Here is a 19316-nt window from a genome sequence, read left to right as displayed (position 1 = left end):
CCGACGAGATTTGAGAGGAGAGCCGCATGTCGAGCCTCACCGGTAAGTCATTGAACCCTGTTATGAATCGCAGGAGCGTTATCGCGAGCGCAGCAGGTCTGGGGGCGATGTCCATTCTAGCTGGCTGCTCCTCCAACGGCGGCGATAGCGGTTCCGCTTCGGGCGACGCTTCGTTTAAGATCGGCACCATCGGCCCGCTGACCGGCGCCAACGCGTCCTACGGCAAGTCCGTTACCCAGGGTGTCGAGCTTGGCTGCAAGGATTTCTCGACCAAGGAGTTGCCGCTTGCCAGCAAGGCCGAGGATGACCAGGCCGATGGCGAGAAGGCCGTCAACGCCTTCAACACCCTGCTCGACTGGGGCATGCAGGCCCTCGTCGGCCCGACCACCACGGGTGCGTCGGTTGCCGTTGCCGCCGAGTGCGGTAACGACCCCAAGACGTTCATGATCACCCCGTCCGCGTCCTCCGAGGACGTCACCGACGGCAAGGATTGCGTCTTCCAGGTTTGCTTCACCGACCCCAACCAGGGTGTCAACGCTGCCAAGTTCCTGGCGCAGAAGTATGCGGACGAGAAGTTCGTGCTGTTCTATAACTCCGGCGACGCCTATTCTTCGGGCATCGCAGATTCCTTTAAGGTCCAGGCCGCTGAGTCCAAGCTCGAGATTGTTGACGAGGAGACCTTTAAGGACGACTCCGCCACGAGCTTTACCAACCAGCTGACCAAGGCCAAGCAGGCCGGCGCCACCATGATCTTTGCGCCGATCTACTACACGCCGGCGTCCGTCCTGCTCAAGAACGCCAAGGACATGGGCTACGACGTCAAGATGATGGGCTGCGACGGCATGGACGGTATCCTGGGCGTTGAGGGCTTCGATACCTCTCTTGCCGAGGGTCTGCTGCTCATGACCCCGTTCTCCGCCGACGACGAGAAGAACGCCGACTTCGTCAACGCTTACAAGGATAAGTACGGCGATACCCCCGACCAGTTTGCCGCCGACGCCTACGACGGCGTGCACGCGGTGGCCGAGGCCGTCAAGGAGGCCGGTCTTGGTGTCGACGCCGACCCGACCGAGGTCGCCGAGAAGCTGTCCAAAGCTATGCTCAAGATTACCGTTGACGGTCTGACCGGCAAGCTCACCTGGAACGATAAGGGCCAGGTCCAGAAGGAGCCCACGGCGTACGTCATCACCGACGGCAAGTACGTACAGGCCTAATTGGCCGCCTTACATAGAGCGGTTTTGATCCCAAGCAGGGGAGGTTTTGGCCTTCCCTGCTTGCTTGGTATCTAGGGACAGTGTAACGTCCCTGTTTCATACATTAAATGGAAACCTATTCGAAAGGGGGATGTGGAACATGACGGTCTTTATCCAATACCTGGTCAACGGCCTGTCCATGGGCAGCGTCTACGCCATCATCGCGTTGGGCTACACCATGGTCTACGGTATCGCCAAGATGCTGAACTTCGCTCACGGCGACGTCATCATGGTCGGTGCCTATGTCTCGTTCTGTGCCACGTCGTATCTCGGCCTCCCGGGCTGGGCATCTGTAATTCTCTCTTGTGTGGTTTGTACCGTTCTCGGTGTTCTCATCGAGGGTCTGGCATACAAGCCGCTGCGCCAGGCGGGTCCGCTGGCCGTTCTGATTACGGCTATCGGTGTGTCCTACTTCCTGCAGAATGCCGCACAGCTTCTGTGGGGCGCCACGCCCAAGAACTTTACTTCGCTCGTTACCTTCCAGGTGCCGGAGTTCTTGGCCAAGTTCAACGTAAGCGCCGTCTCGCTCGTCACCATCGTCGCCTGCCTGGTTATCATGGCCGGCCTGATGTTCTTTACAGGTAAGACCAAGATGGGCAAAGCCATGCGCGCCGTGTCCGAGGACAAGGCCGCCGCTCAGCTCATGGGAATCAACGTCAACCGCACCATCTCGATGACGTTCGCCATCGGCTCTGCCCTTGCCGCCATCGCCGGCGTGCTGCTGTGCTCCTACTCGCCGGTGCTGCAGCCCACGACGGGCGCCATGCCTGGCATCAAGGCTTTCGACGCCGCCGTCTTCGGCGGTATCGGTTCCATCCCCGGTGCCTTTGTCGGTGGCATTCTCATCGGCATCATCGAGGCGATGGCGCAGGCCTACATTTCCACGAGCCTTGCCAACTCCATCGTCTTTGGTGTTTTGATCATCGTCCTGCTCGTCAAGCCTGCCGGCCTCTTGGGCAAGTACGTCCCCGAGAAGGTGTAGGTGAGCGGTATGAAGTTTCTTAAAGACAAGCAGACGCGTCACGACTTTGTCACGTACGCCATGTGCATCGTGGCCTTCGCCATCGTGTTCTTTATGCAGTCTAACCACATGATTCCGCGCATGATCGCCGGTCAGCTGGTTCCCATCACGGCCTATATCGTCATGGCCATCTCCCTTAACCTCGTCGTCGGTATCGCGGGCGACTTGTCGCTGGGCCACGCGGGCTTTATGAGTGTCGGCGCCTATACGGGAATCGTCACCGCCGTCGCGCTGGAGAGCGCCGTTCCCTCCGATCCGGTGCGCCTTATCATCAGTATCGTGGTCGGCGCCATCGCTGCCGCCATCCTGGGCTTCTTGATTGGCATCCCGGTCCTTCGTCTGAGCGGCGATTACCTGGCTATCGTGACGCTGGCCTTTGGCGAGATTATCAAGGAGATCGTCACCTGCCTCATTGTGGGCGTCGATTCCCGCGGCCTGCATGTAATCTTTAACATCACGGGTAACTCCACGATCGATGACCTGCACCTGCTCGAGGACGGCACCGCCATCATCAAGGGCGCCCAGGGCGCCTCGGGCGTGTCGACGTACTCGACCTTCCTCGCCGGTGCCATCCTGGTCATGGTCGCACTCGTGATCGTACTCAACCTGGTTCGCAGCCGTACCGGCCGTGCCATTATGGCCGTGCGCGATAACAAGATTGCAGCCGAGTCCGTAGGCATCTCCGTCACCGAGTACCGCATGATCGCCTTCGTGGTTTCCGCTGCCCTCGCCGGTGCTGCCGGAGCCCTCTTCGGCGGTAACTTCTCGCAGCTCTCCGCCACCAAGTTCGACTTCAACACGTCCATTCTCATCCTGGTGTTCGTGGTCCTGGGCGGTCTGGGCAATATGCGCGGCTCCGTCATCGCGGCGGCGCTGCTCACGGTGCTTCCCGAGCTGCTTCGTCAGTTCTCGGACTACCGCATGCTCATCTACGCCATCGTGCTGATCCTGGTCATGATCTTTACCAACAATCCGCAGCTCAAGGCGTTCTTCGGTCGCGTCAAGGACCGCTTTGCTTCCAAGAAGGAGGTGGCAGCCGATGCCCAGTAAATTTGAGTTCAACAAGGGCAAGATGGTCCCGTATCCTTCTGGCGCCATCGTTCCCGACCGTGACCTAGGCGAGCGCCCGGCACTCGAGTGCATCCACCTGGGCATTGAGTTCGGTGGCCTTAAGGCAGTCGACGACTTTAGCCTGACTATCGGCAAGACCGAGATTGCCGGTCTGATCGGCCCCAACGGCGCCGGTAAGACCACGGTCTTCAACCTGCTCACCAAGGTGTATCAGCCCACGCACGGCACCATCCTGCTCGACGGTGAGGACACCTCGGGCAAGTCGGTCTACCAGGTCAACCGCATGGGTATTGCCCGTACCTTCCAGAACATTCGCCTGTTTAATACCATGACGGTGGAGGATAACGTTAAGGTCGGCCTGCATAACCAGGAGCGTTACTCCGGCTTTGAGGGCGTGCTGCGCCTGCCGACGTATTGGAAGCACGAGAAGGCTGCTCACGAGCGCGCCATGGAGCTGCTGTCCATCTTTGATATGGAGCATCTGGCAAACGAGCAGGCCGGCTCGCTGCCTTACGGCGCCCAGCGTCGTCTGGAGATCGTCCGCGCGCTTGCCACCAACCCCAAACTGCTGTTGCTCGACGAGCCTGCCGCCGGCATGAACCCGTCCGAGACCGCGGAGCTCATGGAGAACATCGTTAAGATTCGCGACACCTTCGGCATTGCCATCATGCTTATCGAGCACGACATGTCGCTCGTCATGAATATTTGCGAGGGTATCTGCGTGCTCAACTTTGGTAAGGTCATCGCCAAGGGCACGGCAGAGGAAATCCAGAACAACGACGCCGTTATCGAGGCGTATCTGGGTAAGCAGGATAAGGGGGAGAACTAAATGGCAGAGCCGATGCTTTCCGTCTACAACATCAACGTCTGGTACGGCGCCATCCACGCCATCAAGGATATCTCCTTTAACGTTAACGAGGGCGAGATCGTGGCCCTGATCGGCGCCAACGGTGCCGGCAAGTCTACAACGCTCAAGACCGTCTCGGGCCTGCTGCGCTCCAAGACCGGCTCCATCAAGTTTATGGGCGAGGATATTACCCATACGCCCGCTGATAAGCTGGTTGGTAAGGGCCTGGCTCAGGTTCCCGAGGGTCGTCGCGCCTTTTTGCAGATGACGGTCGAGGAAAACCTGGAGATGGGTGCCTATACGCAGCCCAAGTCCACGGTGGCTCCGGGCCTGGAGCGCGTCTACGAGCAGTTCCCGCGCCTGAAGGAACGTCGTCGCCAGGTCGCCGGCACCCTTTCGGGCGGCGAGCAGCAGATGCTCGTTATGGGGCGCGCCCTTATGAGTAACCCCAAACTGCTTATGCTCGACGAGCCTTCCATGGGTCTGGCGCCGATTCTGATTGAGCAGATCTTCCAGATTGTCGAGGACCTGCACAAGGCCGGCACCACGGTGCTTCTGGTCGAGCAAAACGCACAGATGGCTCTTTCCATCGCCACACGCGGCTACGTGCTCGAGACCGGCAAGATCACCATGACCGGCACCGGCCAAGAGCTCCTGCACGACGACAACGTCCGCAAAGCCTACCTGGGTGGTTAATCCATTCAACAAAGGGGGCGCTGACCAACCCGGTCAGCGCCCCCTTTTAAGTTGCGGTGGAATAGGGACTAAATGGGAGTCTCAGAGGCCAAAACAGTCCCTATTCCACCGCAACTTCATGGGGATGTGTGACAATGCCCGTCGGAAAACGTCTGTTGTCTTTGGGGGTCCATCTATGCTGTACGAGTTTTGTGCCGAGAACTTTGAGCGAGTGCCAGCGGCCATCGAGGCCGGTGCGAGGCGCATTGAGCTGTGTGACAACCTCGCCGTCGGTGGCACCACGCCTTCGGCCGGCGTTATCAGCGCTACAACCAACTATGCCCACGAACACGATGCACGGGTGATGTGCATGATCCGTCCGCGTGGCGGCGACTTTCACTACAACCAGGATGAGCTGCGCATGATGGAGATGGACTTGGGCCTTGCCGTGAGTGCGGGCGTTGACGGCTTGGTCTTTGGCTGCTGCAAACCCTGCGCTGGCGGATGGGCGCTCGACGAGCTTACGCTTGGCGCCCTCGTGATGGCTGCGGGCTGCGCGACCGAGGAATGTAAGCGTGATCCCATCGATATTACCTTCCACATGGCCTTCGACCAGCTCTCGCCCGAGGCTCAGCTCGATGCGATTGATACACTTGCCGACTGCGGCGTTACGCGCATCCTCACGCATGGCGGCGCTGCCGGTACGTCGATCGAGGATAATTTCGATTACCTGACTCGTTTAATCGAGTATGCGGGCGATCGTTTGACCATCCTTCCCGGCGGCGGCATCACTACGGCAAATCGCGACGCGGTCGCGGCGGCGCTAGGCGTCTCCGAGCTCCATGGCACCAAGATCGTGCCGCTGGAGGTATAACCCGTGGCGCTGGTATTTGACGTTCAGCAGGCGAGCGGTAAGCCCGACGATAATCGTCGCCCTGGCACCGCGTGCCCCTTTTGCGACACGGAGGGACTTGCCAACATCATCCAGCGCGATGGTGACTGTATCTGGCTCGAGAATAAGTTCAAGACCTTGCGGGCCACACGTCAGACCGTATTGATCGAGTCTGCCAATCACGACGCCGACCTGGTGACCTATGAACCGGATGAGCTGCATCATGTGATGCGGTTTGCCCTGGGCTGTTGGCAGCAGATGATCGATTCCCAACAGTACCGCAGTGTGCTCATGTACAAGAACAAAGGCCCGCTTTCGGGCGGCAGCCTCGTCCATCCACACATGCAGATTGTGGGCCTGGAACAGGAGGACGGCTATGCGGCGCTGACCTCAGCCAACTTTGAAGGCATCAGTGTCTGGCAACAGGGGAGAATCTCGGTCGACATCTCAACCGAACCGATCATGGGGTTCTTTGAGGTCAACGTCTCGGCTCCACAGGGAATCGCCGCCAGCGACGACGCCCGCGACCAAGCCGAAGCGGACCTGTTTGCCGATGCGATTCAGGTGGCCCTGCGCTATATCCTGCACGAGCACCATGGCGGTCGCGCGGAGTCGTACAACTTGTTCTTCTACCACATGGACGGCCGGACCATTGCCAAGGCTCTGCCACGTTGGGTGGTTTCGCCCTACTTTGTGGGCTATCGTCTGGCCCAGGTCAATGCCGAGACCACGCTCGATATCGATGCTGAGCGCCTGCGTGCGCATCTGGAAACGCTCGCGTAGCAAGGCGAGCGCCTGCGAAAAGAGTGCTGCTTAGCGTGCCATCGCGTCGCGCCCGGCCTCGACCCGCTTGCGCTGTTTGGCGCGCTCCTCGCCGGTCAGACGTTCAAAGAGATGTCCGATAAGCGAGGCGAGTACCTGCTGAAACATCGTGCCGCACATGACGGGGAACACGACCTCGCCGGGAAAATACTGTGTGGCGATGACGGCGCCCGAAGAGATATTGCGCATGCCACAGGTAAAGCACATGGTGGTCGTCTCGCTATACGGCAGATGCAGGACACGTGCGACCAGGATGCCGATGATAAAGCCACTGATGGCGAACGCCAGGATAAAGAGGGCGACTTCCAGGCGTACCATGTTCATGTGCAGCACGTACTCGCTCATGGCGGTGGAGTTGGACGCGATGACGCCCATCATCATGAACTTGCAGGCGGGCGAAAGCGCGGGGGAGAGTTTCTCATGACCCCAGCCGCGCGTGAGTTCGTTAATGACGATACCGAGCACGGCGGGTATGGCGATCATAAAGGCCATATTCTGCATCATGCTCGGCACGTCGATCGAGACGGTGGCGCCCAGCAGGAGCTTGAGCGTAAGAGGAATCGTCACAGGTGAGATGACCGAGGACGTCAGGATGATGGTGAGCGCGAGCGGGCCGTTGCCGCCGAACATGCTAATCCACATAAAGGCAGTGACTGCCACGGGTACGCTGTACTCGAGCACGATGCCACAGACAAGGTTGGGATTGGAGCCAAAGAACAGTGAGCCCATGGCATACGCTGCGATGGGGATGATCACAGCCGAGACAAATAACGCCAAAATCAGATGCAGGGGACGATGGAACACCTCAGCCACCTGATGAAAGGTGTTGCTGAGCGCACCCTGAAACGTCATGAAAGCAAACAAGGTGGGAACGATGGGCTTGAGAACGCCGATCTGCTGGGTAAAGAGCACGCCGAGCGCCACACAAATCGGGACGATGACCTGCATGTGCCCCGCGAGAAACTTGCCCAGTCCAACCCATTGTTTCATATACTCTTGTGACTCCCTTTGCTCGTGAATTCGTTTTGAATGGATATGCTAGACGCTCGCATGCGTCCGTGCGTCAGAAACGCTCGAATATTTCGAGGCGATTACCGGCATCGTTTACCGAAACCGCGGCGTGCTGCGGCGATTTGCGTCCGCGCTGCACGGTATAATAAATCCGTTCAACAGATCTGCCTGCCGAAGCGGGCATACACAGAGGACTCATCGCTATGAACCGTGAGAGGTATCGCGGCGACCTGCCCCTATCGGGGGTGGGCGCCTATGTCATCGCTTAAGACGACGCATCGCTGGGCGGTCGCTCAGCAAAACCCCGAGCTCGAAAAGGAGCTTTCGGCTGGCCTGGGCATACCCGGGCTGGTGGCGCGCATTATGGTTGCGCACGGCATTACATCCATCGAGGAAGGCCAGCTGTTTTTGACGCCTTCGCTTGATCGCGACTGGGCCGACCCACTCATTATCCCGGGCATGTCGGTCGTTGCCGACCGCGTTGAGCGCGCTATTCGCAACCACGAGCACATCGCGGTCTTTGGCGATTTTGACGTTGACGGTATTACGTCGACCTGTCTGTTGACCGAGGCACTGCGCACGTTTGGCGCCAACGTCACGCCGTTTATTCCGCATCGCTTTGACGAGGGCTACGGTCTTTCGCGAGCGGCGCTCGACCGCGTTAACGAGCTCGCTCGCCCCCAGCTGATCGTGACCGTCGATAACGGCATTGCCGCCAAGGAAGAGGTCTCCTATCTGGAGAGCCTGGGGATCGATTTGGTGGTCACGGATCATCACGAGCCGTCCGACCAGGTGCCGCAGGGCGTGCCTCTGACCGACCCCAAGCTCGAGGACGAGGGTCCTTCGCGTGAGCTTGCCGGTGCCGGCGTGGCACTCAAGCTGGTGCAGGTTCTGGGCGAGCGTCTGGGCAAGCCGCCGTATTGGCGTTCGCTGATCGAAGTTGCGGCGCTTGGTACCGTGTCCGACATGATGCCGCTGACGCCCGAGAACCGCGCGCTGGTCGCCGAGGGCATCCAGCAGATGCGCGTAACCGCTCGCCCCGGCTATATCGCGCTTGCCGCGCTCGCCAAGGCGGACCTTTCGAGCATTACGGCGGATGGCCTGTCATTCTCGCTCATTCCCCGCTTGAACGCCGCCGGCCGCATGGCCGATCCCAAGCTGGCGCTCGACCTGTTGCTTGCCCGCGACCCCATCGAAGCGAGCGCGCTTGCCGCCGAGCTCGAGGAGATCAACCGGCAGCGTCGCGAGATCGAGGCGGAGCTCACACGCGATGCCATGGCAAAGGTCGAGGAGACCTATGATGGCGGTCGCGCAATCGTCGTGGGTGGCGAGGGCTGGCACGAGGGCGTCAAGGGTATCGTGGCGAGCCGCCTGACCAACCGTTATCACGTGCCGGCGCTGCTGTTCTCGATCGAAAACGGTATCGCTCGCGGTTCGGGTCGCTCGGTGGGCAAGGTCAACCTGTTCGACGCTGTCGAGCGCTGCTCAGATCTGCTGATTCGTCGCGGCGGACATGCGGGTGCGGTGGGCGTGACCATCGAGGCGTCCAAGCTCGACGAGTTCCGCCGTCGCCTTTCGGCCGTGCTATCGGAGCTTCCCGCCGAGGACTTTGAGGACACCGACGAGGTTGCCGCCACCGTTGACCTCTCCGAGCTGAATATTGAGACCATCGAGCAAATCTCCCGTCTTGAGCCGTTTGGCCAGGGCAACAAGGTGCCGCTGTTGGCGGCCGAGGGCGTGACAATGTGCGATCGTGCCGTGGTGGGCAAAACCGGCGAGCACATGCGCTTCGTGGCGACCGATGGCGCTGCGAGTGTGCCGGCCATTATGTTCCGCGTGCCGCAGATCGATAAGCTCATCAATTGCGATAGCGCCGTCGACCTGGTATTCGAGGCCGTGGCCGAGCATTGGCAAGGTCGCGTAAAGCCCAAGCTCATGATCAAGGATGTCTTGGTCCGCGATACCACGGCGCCCAGCGTTGACGACCCGGCATGTGAGCTTCGCCGTGGCGTGGAGCCTGCGGACGCCGGTCTTCGTCTGGAGTCCCGCAAGCGCCAAACGCTCGCCCAGCTTTCCTATACCGAGCTGACGCGCTCGCTTATCCATAACTTTATCGGTTCGAACCAGCCGCACCGCGCGCAGGTCGAGGCGCTCGATGCCCTGGCCGATCGCCAAAGTGTTCTGGCCGTTATGGGAACGGGGCGCGGCAAGTCTCTTATCTTCCATGTGCATGCCGCGCGCGAGGCGGTCCTTCGCGGGCGTGCGAGCATCTTTGTCTATCCGCTGCGCGCGCTCGTTGCCGACCAGGCCTATCACCTCTCGTCGACGATGGCCGCGCTCGGCATTGGCGTAGGCGTGCTGACCGGCGAGACCGTGGAGGCGGCGCGCGATGACGTGTTTGCCGGCTTGGCTTCGGGCCGCACCGGCATCGTGCTCACGACGCCCGAGTTCCTGTCCATTCACCGCGACCGCTTTGCGCGTTCGGGGCGCATCGGGTTTGTCGTTATCGATGAGGCGCACCACGCCGGCCTTGCCAAGGGCGGCGATCGCAGCGCCTATCTCGACATGCCCGATATCCTCAAGGCCCTGGGCGACCCGGTCGTTCTGGCCACGACTGCCACCGCAACGGCTCCGGTTGTGGCCGAGCTCGCCCGCGTGCTACCGATTACCCGTACGGTGGTCGACGAGACGGTGCGCGAGAACTTGCAGCTCGAGGATGACCGAGACCTTGCGAGCCGCGAGAACCGCCTGGTGTCAATTGTGGCGACGGGGGAGAAGACCGTCATCTACGTCAACTCGCGCGACCAGTCCGTGGCGCTTGCTAAGACGCTGCGCAAGCGGGTACCCGATTGCGCGACCCGCATCGCGTTCTATAACGCGGGGCTTGCGCGCTCCGATCGTCGCCGCGTGGAGGAAGCATTCCGAGACGGAAGCCTCAGCTGCATCGTTTCGACCTCTGCCTTTGGTGAGGGCGTCAACCTGCCCGATATCCGCCATGTCGTGCTCTACCACATGCCGTTTGGCAGCATTGAGTTCAACCAGATGAGCGGACGCGCCGGTCGCGACGGCCAACCTGCCGTGATTCACTTGCTCTACTCGTCGCGTGACGCTCGCATTAACGAGCGCCTACTCGACTGCTATGCGCCCGAGCGCGACGAGCTCGTCACGCTCTATCGTGCGTTGCAGACCATGTGGCGCTCCAACCGCGGCAAGACCGGGGACGATTCCTTTAGTGCGAGCGATATCGACATCGCGCAGATGTGCCTTGCTATCGATGCTCGCACGCCGGTCGACGAGCGCTCGGTGGAAAGCGGCCTGGGAATCTTCGAAGAGCTTGGTTTCTGTCGCGTTTCGGGGTTTGACGACACCCGTCGCATCGCGATGGCAGAAAACCCGGGCCGTGTGCAATTGAGCAGGTCAATTCGCTATTTGGAGGGCTTGCGCTCGCGCATGGAGTTCTCGGCTTTCCGGAGCTGGGCGCTCGATTCGTGCGCTTCTGATATGCTAGCCAAAGTTAACCGCCCGATCGTACCGCGGGCCTAGGGGAAGGGGACCTCGATGGATGCCGCAGCCCGTACCGCCCATGATTCCACCCTCCAACCGTTCTCGGAGATGGAGCACTATAAGCATGCCGATGAGCTGCCGCCCGAGATTATGGCGGACAGCTACGACAAGCTGGAGCGCCTGTGCCTCAAATATATGAATGAGGACGACTTTTCTAAGGTGGAGCAGGCCTACTGCTTTGCCGCCGAGAAGCACTGCAACCAAAAGCGGCGCTCGGGTGAGATGTACATCAACCATCCCGTCGAGGTAGCCATCATTTTGGCCGACCTCAAGATGGACTGCGATGTGGTGTGCGCCGCGCTGCTGCACGATACCGTCGAGGATACCGAGACCTCGCTTGCCGATGTGTCCGGCCTGTTTGGCGATACGGTAGCCGAGCTCGTCGATGGCGTGACCAAGCTCACCAACATCGAAGTCGACAGCATGGACGAGAAGCAGGCGCTTACGCTGCGCAAGATGTTCCTCGCCATGTCCAAGGACATCCGCGTTATCATCGTCAAACTTGCCGACCGCCTGCATAACATGCGTACGCTGGCGGCCCTGCGCGAGGACCGTCGCCTGTTTAAGGCTCGCGAGACCATGGACGTGTATGCGCCCCTGGCCGACCGTCTGGGCATGAGCTCTATTAAGTGGGAGCTCGAGGACCTGTCCTTCTTCTACCTGGAGCCCGATGCCTACCAGCGCATCGCGCGCATGGTGGCGGAGTCGCGCGAGGTCCGTGAGCGCTATCTGGCCGAGACCATCAAGACGCTCACCGACGAGCTCAACCGCATTGGCCTGGAGGGCTTCCAGATCAATGGCCGCTCCAAGCACTATTGGTCCATCTACCAAAAGATGAAGCGCAAGGGCAAGGAGTTCTCCGAGATCTACGATTTGGTGGCGCTGCGCGTTATTACCCATTCGGTGCGCGATTGCTACTCCACGCTCGGCGCGGTGCATACGCTGTGGCACCCCATGCCCGGTCGCTTTAAAGACTATATCGCCATGCCCAAGGTCAATAACTACCAGTCGCTCCATACGACGGTTATCGGCCCCACGGCCCGCCCGCTCGAGATTCAGATTCGAACCTATGAGATGCATGAGCAGGCCGAGTACGGCATTGCCGCCCACTGGCTCTATAAGAAGTCGGGCGGATCGTCTGCGTCTAAGACCAATGATGCCCAGCGTCTGGACGACCAGATTAACTGGCTCAAACATTCGCTCGATTGGGCTGCGTCTGATGAGATTACCGACGCCAAGGAATACCTGCATTCGCTGAAGGTCGACCTCTTCGATCAGGAGATCTTCGTCTTTACGCCCAAGGGCGAGGTCATGGCTCTTCGTGCCGGCTCCACGCCGCTCGACTTTGCCTATGCCGTTCACACCGAGGTGGGAAACCACTGCGTCGGCGCTAAGATCAACGGTGCGGTGGCCCCGCTCACGCACGAGATCAAGACGGGCGACCGCGTTGAAATCCTGACCAACAAGAGTTCCAAGCCGTCGCGTGATTGGCTCAAGATCGTCAAGACACCTTCCGCCAAGTCAAAGATCCGCCGTTACTTCGCCGCCGCGACCAAAGACGACGACGCTGCTGCCGGCCGCGATATACTGGCCAAGGACCTGCGCAAGCGCGGGTATGGCATCTCTACGCCGCGATCCACGCGTGCGCTCAACGCCGTGGCGGAGCAGTTTAACTACAAGCAGCTCGAGGACCTGTTTGCCGCCGTCGGCGCCGGCAAGGTTGCCCCGCGCGCTGTGGGTAACAAGGTCGAGCAAATCTTGGACCCCAAGCCCGAGGAACAGGTCACCAAGGCCGAGGCTATCGCCGAGGTCGTGAAACAGCCGGCCCGCGGTTCCAACCGCAAGCCGCAAAAGCGCGGCAAGAGCGCGAGCAACGGCATTATCGTCAAGGGCGAGAGCAACAGTGGTCTGCTGGTCCGTCTGGCGCATTGCTGCAATCCGGTGACGGGCGACGACATCGTCGGCTTCATCACGCGCGGTCGTGGCGTTTCGGTGCATCGCGCCAACTGCCCCAACGTCAAGGGTCTTATGGAACATCCCGAGCGCATGATCGAAGTGGAGTGGGACGGCGCTGCCGACACCCTCTTCCAGGTCGAGATCGTGGTCGAGTGCCTGGACCGCATGGGCCTGCTCAAGGACGTCACCATTGCCATTGGCGATGCAGGCGGCAATATCCTTTCCGCCGCCACGTCGACCAACCGCGAGGGTATTGCAACCCTGCGCTTTATGGTCGAGATCTCGGACGCGAGTGGTCTGGATCCGCTGCTGGCTTCCATCAGCAGTGTCGATTCGGTCTACGACGCTCGCCGTCTTATGCCCGGCGAAGGCGGAGCTCAGCTCAAGCGCCGTGTGTAGGTGCGAGAGCCTCTCAGCATCATAGATATTGGTTACGTTCGAGGCATCGTTTGGTGCCTCGAACGTATTTTAGAAGGAGGGTATGCGCATGGGCGATATGACTTTGGACCTGACACCCCGAGGTGCGGCTTCGATTGAGGCGCTCGTCAACGGCCCCATTCAGACCAACAGCTACGCCGTGATTTCGAATGACGAGTGCTTAATCGTCGATCCGGCGTGGGAGGGCGAGTGTCTTGTGGAGCATATCCGCACCGCGCATCCTGAGGTGCGCGTACTCGGCTCTGTCTGCACGCACGGTCATGCCGACCATGTTGGCGGGGTTGCCGGGGTTCGAGCTGTCGTTGGCGACAGCGCGCTATATGAGTTGTGCGCTAAGGACGTGACGGTACCTCGCGCAAATATCGAGGAGCAGCGCGCCATGTGGGGTATCGAGACACCCGATCCGGGTGAGCCGACGCGTTTGCTTGCCGAGGGCGATACAATCGAGGTGGGCGACGTCTGCCTGCAGGTGATCGAGACGCCGGGGCATACGCCGGGCGGCATCGTCCTGTTCGCCGCGACCGAGCGGGGGAACATCGCCTTTGTGGGCGACACGCTTTTCCCGGGCAGCCACGGTCGTACCGATCTTTCCGGCGGTGACGAGGCGGCGATTATGCGCTCGCTCTCCAAACTTGCCAAGATGCTTCCGCCCGATACCGTTTGCTTGACGGGCCATGGCGATTCGACCACGATGGCGCGCGAACTTATGCAGAACCCGTTTATGCAGATGTAGGCTCGAAGCCGTCGTCCGAACCACGAAGACCGCTCAATCGTCAAGCTATTTTCCCCAGTGGGTCGATTCTGTGGGGCAAACGGTCAAAATTTGTCCAATCGGATGGTATTCGTGAACAAACGAACGTTTATGCTCGGGTATGTCGTGGTAAAATCTCAGGCGTTATCGGAGCAACCTTACAGGAGGTTTCTTTTATGCTCGTCAACGCAGCAGACATGCTCAAGAAGGCCGAGGCCGGCAAGTATGGTCTCGGTGCCTTCAACACCAACAACCTCGAGTGGACCCTGGCTATTCTCCAGGCCGCCGAGGAGGCCAAGTCTCCGCTGATCCTTCAGTGCACCGCTGGTGCCGCTAAGTGGATGGGCGGTTTCAAGGTCTGCGCCGACATGGTCAAGGCTGCCGTCGAGGCCACGGGCGTTACCGTTCCCGTCGCCCTTCACCTCGATCACGGTTCTTACGAGGACTGCTTCAAGTGCATCGAGGCCGGCTTCACGTCCATCATGTATGACGGCTCTCACGAGGAGACCTTCCAGCTTAACCTCGACCGCACCAAGGAGCTCGTTGAGCTTGCCCACTCCAAGGGCATGTCCATCGAGGCCGAGGTCGGCGGCATCGGCGGCACCGAGGACGGCGTGACCTCCAGCGGCGAGCTCGCTGATCCTGCTGAGTGCAAGCAGATTGCTGACCTGGGCGTCGACTTCCTCGCCTGCGGTATCGGCAACATCCACGGCGTGTACCCTGCCGACTGGGCTGGCCTTTCCTTCGAGCGCCTGGGCGAGATCAAGGCTCAGACCGGCGACCTGCCCCTCGTCCTGCACGGTGGCACCGGCATCCCCGAGGATCAGATCAAGAAGGCCATCTCCCTGGGCATCTCCAAGATCAACGTCAACACCGATCTGCAGCTCGTCTTCGCCAAGGGCGTTCGCGAGTATATCGAGGCTGGCAAGGATCAGCAGGGCAAGGGCTTTGACCCCCGCAAGCTCCTCAAGCCTGGTCGCGACAACATCGTTGCCCGCACCAAGGAGCTCATGGAGGAGTTTGGCTCCGTCAACAAGGCGTAAGCGTCGCTAAACTTCCCGTCGGAAGCCCCGTCCCCCTACACTGTTTCCTTTGCGCTCACCTGGCTTCGCCAGAAGTCGCGCCAAGGAAACAGTTCCGGGGGACGGGGCTTCCTTCGTTTAACGCCGCAGGGTTACTGGGCTGAATTAAGATGGCTACTGGCTTTGCCAGAAGTCGCGCGACGGAATCAGCTCCGGGGAAACGGGGCCTCCTTTGTTAACTCGCTACAGGGTTACTGGGCTGAATTCATTTTTAGAGGTACCGTTTATCGGTGTTGAGGGTTCCTTTATTGGGGCTTTCTTTTTTATCTCGCTACAATGGGCTTCAAGAGTTCTAATGACTTGGAGTTTGGTATGGCTGTTATTAATGTGCTGCCTTCGGATGGGAAGGTCATTGACGAGGGTCCTGTTGGTTGCTCTGTTGATGTTTGCTGTGATGATTTCCGTCATCTCGATATTGGACTGCCGCCCGAGATTCTTCGTCTCAAGGATGCCGGATATTTGACGCAGGCTGTTGCGGCTTGTGATCGTCTTTTGGGGCAGAATCCCGATCCCTCGCTTGCTGCCTGCGTTCGTGCCGAGCGGTATCGCATGCTTGAGACGCCGCTTCATTTTTCGGTGTCGCGCGATCGGGCTATTGCGATGATTCGCGAGGAGTGGCCTGAGTTTACCGAGGAGCAGTTTGACGATCTGATTGACCGTAAGCGTATTGACTGGCGCTTTATCGATGGCGAGCTGTTCGTTCTCGACAACTTCCTCGATTCGCTTCGCGTATATCCCAAAGAGGTTCCCGGCATGCGTCCCGATCCTACGGACGGAATTGCACTGCGCAACGAGATGCTCAAGGAGATGGAGTCACAAAACGGATTGACTCGCGTTATTACGCTTAAGGCGTCCTTGTCTGTCCCCGGCGCTCTAGAGGGGGAGACCGTTCGCGCTTGGCTTCCCGTAGCCGCCACCTGCCGCCAACAGTCTCAGGTCGAGATTCTCGACATGACGCCGGAGGGTGCTGTTGCTCCCGCGAACGCTTCGGCGCGTACCGCCTCGTGGTCTTCTTCGAGTGAGCGCTCATTCTCGGTGACTTATCGTTATCACATCGATGCTGCTTATTGTGATGTCTACGGTGGCACACTTCCGGTTCATCCGCGTATGGACGCGCCTCTGCCCGAGGATATTTCCGAGGACCGTCCGCACATTGCATTTACGCCGTATCTGCAGCAGCTGACGGCCAGCGTTGTTGGCGGACTCGAGGATCCGCTCGATCGCGCCCGTGCTATCTATGATTACCTGACGCAGCATATCGACTATCGCTATCAGCCGCCGTACTTGCTTTTGGGATCTATTGCCGACGACTGTGCGCATTCGCTCCGCGGCGATTGCGGCGTTATGGCGCTCACTTTTATCACCATGTGCCGCATCGCGGGGGTGCCTGCTCGTTGGCAGAGCGGCCTATATGTTGCGCCCGATTCGGTGGGACCGCACGACTGGGCCGAGTTCTACACACCCCAGACCGGTTGGCTTAACGCCGACGTATCGTTTGGTTCCTCGGCACGCAGGATGGGGGAGGAGTGGCGCCGTCGTCACTACTTTGGCAATCTCGATCCGTGGCGTATGGTGGCCAACGATCGATTCCAGGCTGAGTTTGTGCCTGCTTTCGATGGCATGCGCGAGGACCCCTATGACAACCAGATGGGCGAGGCCTCGGTTGACGGACGTGGATGTCGTAAGCGGGAGATGTTGCGCAAGGTTGAGCTTATCGAAATGCTCGAAGTACCATTTTCGGACTAATCAACAGAAAGCTGTGATAAACTAACTCACGCATTACGTGCCCGAGTGGCGGAATTGGCAGACGCAGTGGACTCAAAATCCACCGTTGGCAACAACGTGCGAGTTCGAGTCTCGCCTCGGGCACCATACATGCAAGTGGGCGTTCAAGGGGGTCAAGGCCCCCTTTTTCGTGCCGAACTCGCGTGAGCGCGCGGAGCGTTAAGTAAACAGGCCTGTGGCCTGTTTGTAGCGGAGCGTGGTGAGGGCGCCATGCGCCCGAAGCCCGGGGCTTCGCGAAGCGAAGGCCCTTCGAGTCTCGCCTCGGGCACCATACATGCACCTGCGCTTTGAGGGGGTTGTGGCCCCCTTTTTCGTGTACGTAATGTGATAATGCGCTGTACGTGTTATTATTCGCAAGGCGTTGTTCCCACAATGCCCTAAAGAGGAACCCGAGGGCTCCCACCTTTTGGCGCCAATGAGCAGCTGACTGGTCATACAACCTAGATTCCCTTCCTCAAATCGAGGAAGTCTATGTGTATGACCTGGTTGCTGAGAAGCGCCGGGTTATTTTTTTATGAATGGAGGTAGGGAAAATAGCTAAGTCTGATGACACCCGCATCAACGACGAGATTACTGCATCTTCGTGCCGTTTGATTGGCGTCGATGGCTCTCAGCTCGGCCTGTTCGCCATCCGCGATGCCCAGCGCGTCGCCGACGATCAGGGTCTCGACCTGGTCGAGATCGCTCCCAACGCGGAGCCGCCGGTCTGCAAGGTCATGGACTACGGTAAGTTCAAGTACCAGCAGGCCATGAAGGCCAAGGCTGCTCGTAAGAACCAGTCCAAGGTCGAGGTCAAGGAAATGAAGTTCCGACCCAAGATCGACGTTGGCGACTACGAGACCAAGAAGGGCCACGTTCTGCGTTTCCTCAAGAAGGGCGCACGCGTTAAGATCACCATCATGTTCCGCGGCCGTGAGATGGCTCACCCGGAGCAGGGCCTTAACGTGCTCGAGCGTCTCGCCGAGGATCTCAAGCCTTACGCTACGGTCGAGTCCAAGCCTAAGATGGAAGGCCGTAACATGCTTATGCTGCTCGCCCCGATTAAGGGCGCCTTCGATGAGGATAAAGCGGCAAGCGATACCAAGTAACTAGTGTTCTGTAACCGATTAAGGAGTATTTCATGCCTAAGATGAAGTCCCACAGCGGCACCAAGAAGCGTTTCCGCAAGACTGGTACCGGCAAGCTTATGCGCGCCAAGGCTTTCAAGAGCCACATCCTGAGCAAGAAGTCCACCAAGCGTAAGCGTGGCTTCCGTCAGGAGACCGAGATCGCCGCTGCCGACCGCAAGGTCATCAAGTCGCGTCTCGCCTAAGTTCGCGTTCCCGTTTTTCGTTTTACCGTCTAGGAGTTGATAGAACATGGCACGTATTAAGCGCGCTGTTGCCGCCAAGAAGAAGCGCCGTACCGTTATGCACCGTGCGAAGGGTTACTACGGTGCCGCTTCGCGTACTTACAAGCATGCTAAAGAGCAGGTCCAGCACTCCCTGCAGTATCAGTATCGTGATCGCCGCAACAAGAAGCGCGAGATCCGTTCTCTTTGGATCACTCGTATCAACGCTGCTGCTCGCCTGAACGACATCTCTTACTCTCAGTTCATGCACGGCCTGAAGGTTGCCGGCATCGAGCTCGACCGCAAGGTCCTGGCTCAAATGGCTTACGAGGACATCGAGTCCTTCAACGAGCTGGCTACCATCGCCAAGAAGGCTCTCGAGGCCTAATAGATTCTCTTGAATCGCTAGGGGAGTGTCGCGTTGTGCGCGGCGCTCCCTCTTTTTATCTGAAGCGCGGTTTACATTGCTAAAAGCGCGGGTAGATAAACACTTACAGGTGACCGATCTCTATATATTCCTGAACCAAAGGGTCATCATCTGATACGTGCGGAAGATCCGCACCAGTCTTTCTATTACCTATAGAAAGCAATATGTTGTGTAGGACTTGTGAAGAGTGGAATTGACGTCCCACAGAGCTTCGCGGTCTGGCAATATATCTCCTTGCCGCGCGGCCCGGTGGAACCGGGAACCAGCGCAGGCGTGCACCTTGAGAACCGGATACTGCGAGGATGGACACTTCAAGTGTCGCATCCGGGCAGACATCGAACCATTTGAAATGGTCTAACTTGGATTTGTTTTTCGCAAGGCCGCCGAGAGG

17 protein-coding genes and 1 tRNA gene are annotated in these 19316 nt (G+C 59.3%); 16 read left to right on the top strand and 2 right to left on the bottom strand.

Annotation, left to right across the window (positions count from 1 at the left end; all coding sequences use genetic code 11):
- Positions 1-26 precede the first annotated feature (26 nt).
- The 7 genes from AB5Z54_RS06150 to AB5Z54_RS06120 all read left to right on the top strand — a co-directional run bounded on the left by AB5Z54_RS06150 (position 27) and on the right by AB5Z54_RS06120 (position 6542).
- Positions 27-1214: an ABC transporter substrate-binding protein gene (locus AB5Z54_RS06150; protein ID WP_368160785.1), complete on the top strand. Its 1188-nt coding sequence runs from the start codon at positions 27-29 to the stop codon at positions 1212-1214.
- Positions 1215-1353: 139 nt separating this feature from the next.
- Entirely contained in the window at positions 1354-2235 is an 882-nt protein-coding gene (locus AB5Z54_RS06145; protein WP_117582912.1) for a branched-chain amino acid ABC transporter permease, read from the top strand.
- A 9-nt stretch (positions 2236-2244) separates the two neighbouring features.
- The gene (locus AB5Z54_RS06140; RefSeq protein ID WP_117758808.1) at positions 2245-3324 is read left to right on the top strand and encodes a branched-chain amino acid ABC transporter permease; all 1080 of its coding nucleotides are present in this window, start codon (positions 2245-2247) and stop codon (positions 3322-3324) included.
- Complete coding sequence (locus AB5Z54_RS06135; protein ID WP_055287178.1) at positions 3314-4174, top strand: ABC transporter ATP-binding protein; 861 nt, start codon at positions 3314-3316, stop codon at positions 4172-4174. Before AB5Z54_RS06140 ends, AB5Z54_RS06135 begins: the two co-directional genes overlap by 11 nt.
- Positions 4175-4888 carry an ABC transporter ATP-binding protein gene (locus tag AB5Z54_RS06130; RefSeq protein WP_006234438.1) on the top strand — a complete coding sequence of 238 codons (714 nt, stop codon included), beginning with the start codon at positions 4175-4177 and terminating at the stop codon, positions 4886-4888.
- A 175-nt stretch (positions 4889-5063) separates the two neighbouring features.
- Positions 5064-5741 (top strand): copper homeostasis protein CutC, encoded by a 678-nt coding sequence (locus AB5Z54_RS06125; protein WP_368160783.1) that lies wholly within the window; start codon positions 5064-5066, stop codon positions 5739-5741.
- A 3-nt stretch (positions 5742-5744) separates the two neighbouring features.
- Positions 5745-6542 carry a DUF4931 domain-containing protein gene (locus tag AB5Z54_RS06120; protein ID WP_260699352.1) on the top strand — a complete coding sequence of 266 codons (798 nt, stop codon included), beginning with the start codon at positions 5745-5747 and terminating at the stop codon, positions 6540-6542.
- Between the two features lie 30 nt (positions 6543-6572).
- Here the strand turns inward: AB5Z54_RS06120 and AB5Z54_RS06115 are convergent, their stop codons facing one another.
- Positions 6573-7571, bottom strand: a complete 999-nt coding sequence (locus AB5Z54_RS06115; protein ID WP_368160781.1) for a bile acid:sodium symporter family protein — start codon at positions 7569-7571, stop codon at positions 6573-6575.
- A 276-nt stretch (positions 7572-7847) separates the two neighbouring features.
- On the opposite strand from AB5Z54_RS06115, the gene recJ reads away from it, so the two are divergent.
- The 9 genes from recJ to rplT all read left to right on the top strand — a co-directional run bounded on the left by recJ (position 7848) and on the right by rplT (position 18886).
- Entirely contained in the window at positions 7848-11135 is a 3288-nt protein-coding gene (gene recJ, locus AB5Z54_RS06110; RefSeq protein ID WP_368160779.1) for a single-stranded-DNA-specific exonuclease RecJ, read from the top strand.
- 15 nt (positions 11136-11150) lie between these two features.
- Complete coding sequence (locus AB5Z54_RS06105; protein WP_238022544.1) at positions 11151-13511, top strand: RelA/SpoT family protein; 2361 nt, start codon at positions 11151-11153, stop codon at positions 13509-13511.
- 88 nt (positions 13512-13599) lie between these two features.
- The gene (locus AB5Z54_RS06100) at positions 13600-14283 is read left to right on the top strand and encodes an MBL fold metallo-hydrolase (protein ID WP_334203716.1); all 684 of its coding nucleotides are present in this window, start codon (positions 13600-13602) and stop codon (positions 14281-14283) included.
- Positions 14284-14477: 194 nt separating this feature from the next.
- On the top strand, positions 14478-15344 hold the full coding sequence (gene fba, locus AB5Z54_RS06095) for a class II fructose-1,6-bisphosphate aldolase (protein ID WP_035137086.1): 867 nt from the start codon (positions 14478-14480) through the stop codon (positions 15342-15344).
- A 351-nt stretch (positions 15345-15695) separates the two neighbouring features.
- Entirely contained in the window at positions 15696-17129 is a 1434-nt protein-coding gene (locus AB5Z54_RS06090) for a transglutaminase-like domain-containing protein (protein ID WP_368160776.1), read from the top strand.
- Between the two features lie 39 nt (positions 17130-17168).
- Positions 17169-17255, top strand: a tRNA-Leu gene (locus tag AB5Z54_RS06085).
- A gap of 431 nt (positions 17256-17686) precedes the next feature.
- Positions 17687-18256, top strand: coding sequence for a translation initiation factor IF-3 (gene infC, locus AB5Z54_RS06080; RefSeq protein ID WP_006234423.1), 570 nt, complete (start codon positions 17687-17689; stop codon positions 18254-18256).
- A 32-nt stretch (positions 18257-18288) separates the two neighbouring features.
- Positions 18289-18480: a 50S ribosomal protein L35 gene (gene rpmI, locus AB5Z54_RS06075; protein WP_006234422.1), complete on the top strand. Its 192-nt coding sequence runs from the start codon at positions 18289-18291 to the stop codon at positions 18478-18480.
- Between the two features lie 46 nt (positions 18481-18526).
- Positions 18527-18886: a 50S ribosomal protein L20 gene (gene rplT, locus AB5Z54_RS06070; protein WP_006234421.1), complete on the top strand. Its 360-nt coding sequence runs from the start codon at positions 18527-18529 to the stop codon at positions 18884-18886.
- Positions 18887-18989: 103 nt separating this feature from the next.
- Here the strand turns inward: rplT and AB5Z54_RS06065 are convergent.
- The coding region (locus AB5Z54_RS06065; RefSeq protein ID WP_368160774.1) for a hypothetical protein at positions 18990-19316 on the bottom strand (327 nt) is incomplete at its 5' end.

It is taken from the genome of Collinsella aerofaciens (assembly GCF_040910185.1).
GTDB classification, from domain to species: Bacteria; Actinomycetota; Coriobacteriia; order Coriobacteriales; family Coriobacteriaceae; genus Collinsella; species Collinsella aerofaciens_BF.
This window is presented reverse-complemented; position numbering and strand designations above follow the sequence as displayed.

What these genes read in the sequence shown, in the direction of transcription:
- AB5Z54_RS06150 (WP_368160785.1), top strand. Translation starts at nt 27, where the DNA reads ATGTCGAGCCTCACCGGTAAGTCATTGAACCCTGTTATGAATCGCAGG.
- AB5Z54_RS06145 (WP_117582912.1), top strand. Translation starts at nt 1,354, where the DNA reads ATGACGGTCTTTATCCAATACCTGGTCAACGGCCTGTCCATGGGCAGC.
- AB5Z54_RS06140 (WP_117758808.1), top strand. Translation starts at nt 2,245, where the DNA reads ATGAAGTTTCTTAAAGACAAGCAGACGCGTCACGACTTTGTCACGTAC.
- AB5Z54_RS06135 (WP_055287178.1), top strand. Translation starts at nt 3,314, where the DNA reads ATGCCCAGTAAATTTGAGTTCAACAAGGGCAAGATGGTCCCGTATCCT.
- AB5Z54_RS06130 (WP_006234438.1), top strand. Translation starts at nt 4,175, where the DNA reads ATGGCAGAGCCGATGCTTTCCGTCTACAACATCAACGTCTGGTACGGC.
- AB5Z54_RS06125 (WP_368160783.1), top strand. Translation starts at nt 5,064, where the DNA reads ATGCTGTACGAGTTTTGTGCCGAGAACTTTGAGCGAGTGCCAGCGGCC.
- AB5Z54_RS06115 (WP_368160781.1), bottom strand. Translation starts at nt 7,571, where the DNA reads ATGAAACAATGGGTTGGACTGGGCAAGTTTCTCGCGGGGCACATGCAG.
- recJ (WP_368160779.1), top strand. Translation starts at nt 7,848, where the DNA reads ATGTCATCGCTTAAGACGACGCATCGCTGGGCGGTCGCTCAGCAAAAC.
- AB5Z54_RS06105 (WP_238022544.1), top strand. Translation starts at nt 11,151, where the DNA reads ATGGATGCCGCAGCCCGTACCGCCCATGATTCCACCCTCCAACCGTTC.
- AB5Z54_RS06100 (WP_334203716.1), top strand. Translation starts at nt 13,600, where the DNA reads ATGGGCGATATGACTTTGGACCTGACACCCCGAGGTGCGGCTTCGATT.
- fba (WP_035137086.1), top strand. Translation starts at nt 14,478, where the DNA reads ATGCTCGTCAACGCAGCAGACATGCTCAAGAAGGCCGAGGCCGGCAAG.
- AB5Z54_RS06090 (WP_368160776.1), top strand. Translation starts at nt 15,696, where the DNA reads ATGGCTGTTATTAATGTGCTGCCTTCGGATGGGAAGGTCATTGACGAG.
- infC (WP_006234423.1), top strand. Translation starts at nt 17,687, where the DNA reads ATGGAGGTAGGGAAAATAGCTAAGTCTGATGACACCCGCATCAACGAC.
- rpmI (WP_006234422.1), top strand. Translation starts at nt 18,289, where the DNA reads ATGCCTAAGATGAAGTCCCACAGCGGCACCAAGAAGCGTTTCCGCAAG.
- rplT (WP_006234421.1), top strand. Translation starts at nt 18,527, where the DNA reads ATGGCACGTATTAAGCGCGCTGTTGCCGCCAAGAAGAAGCGCCGTACC.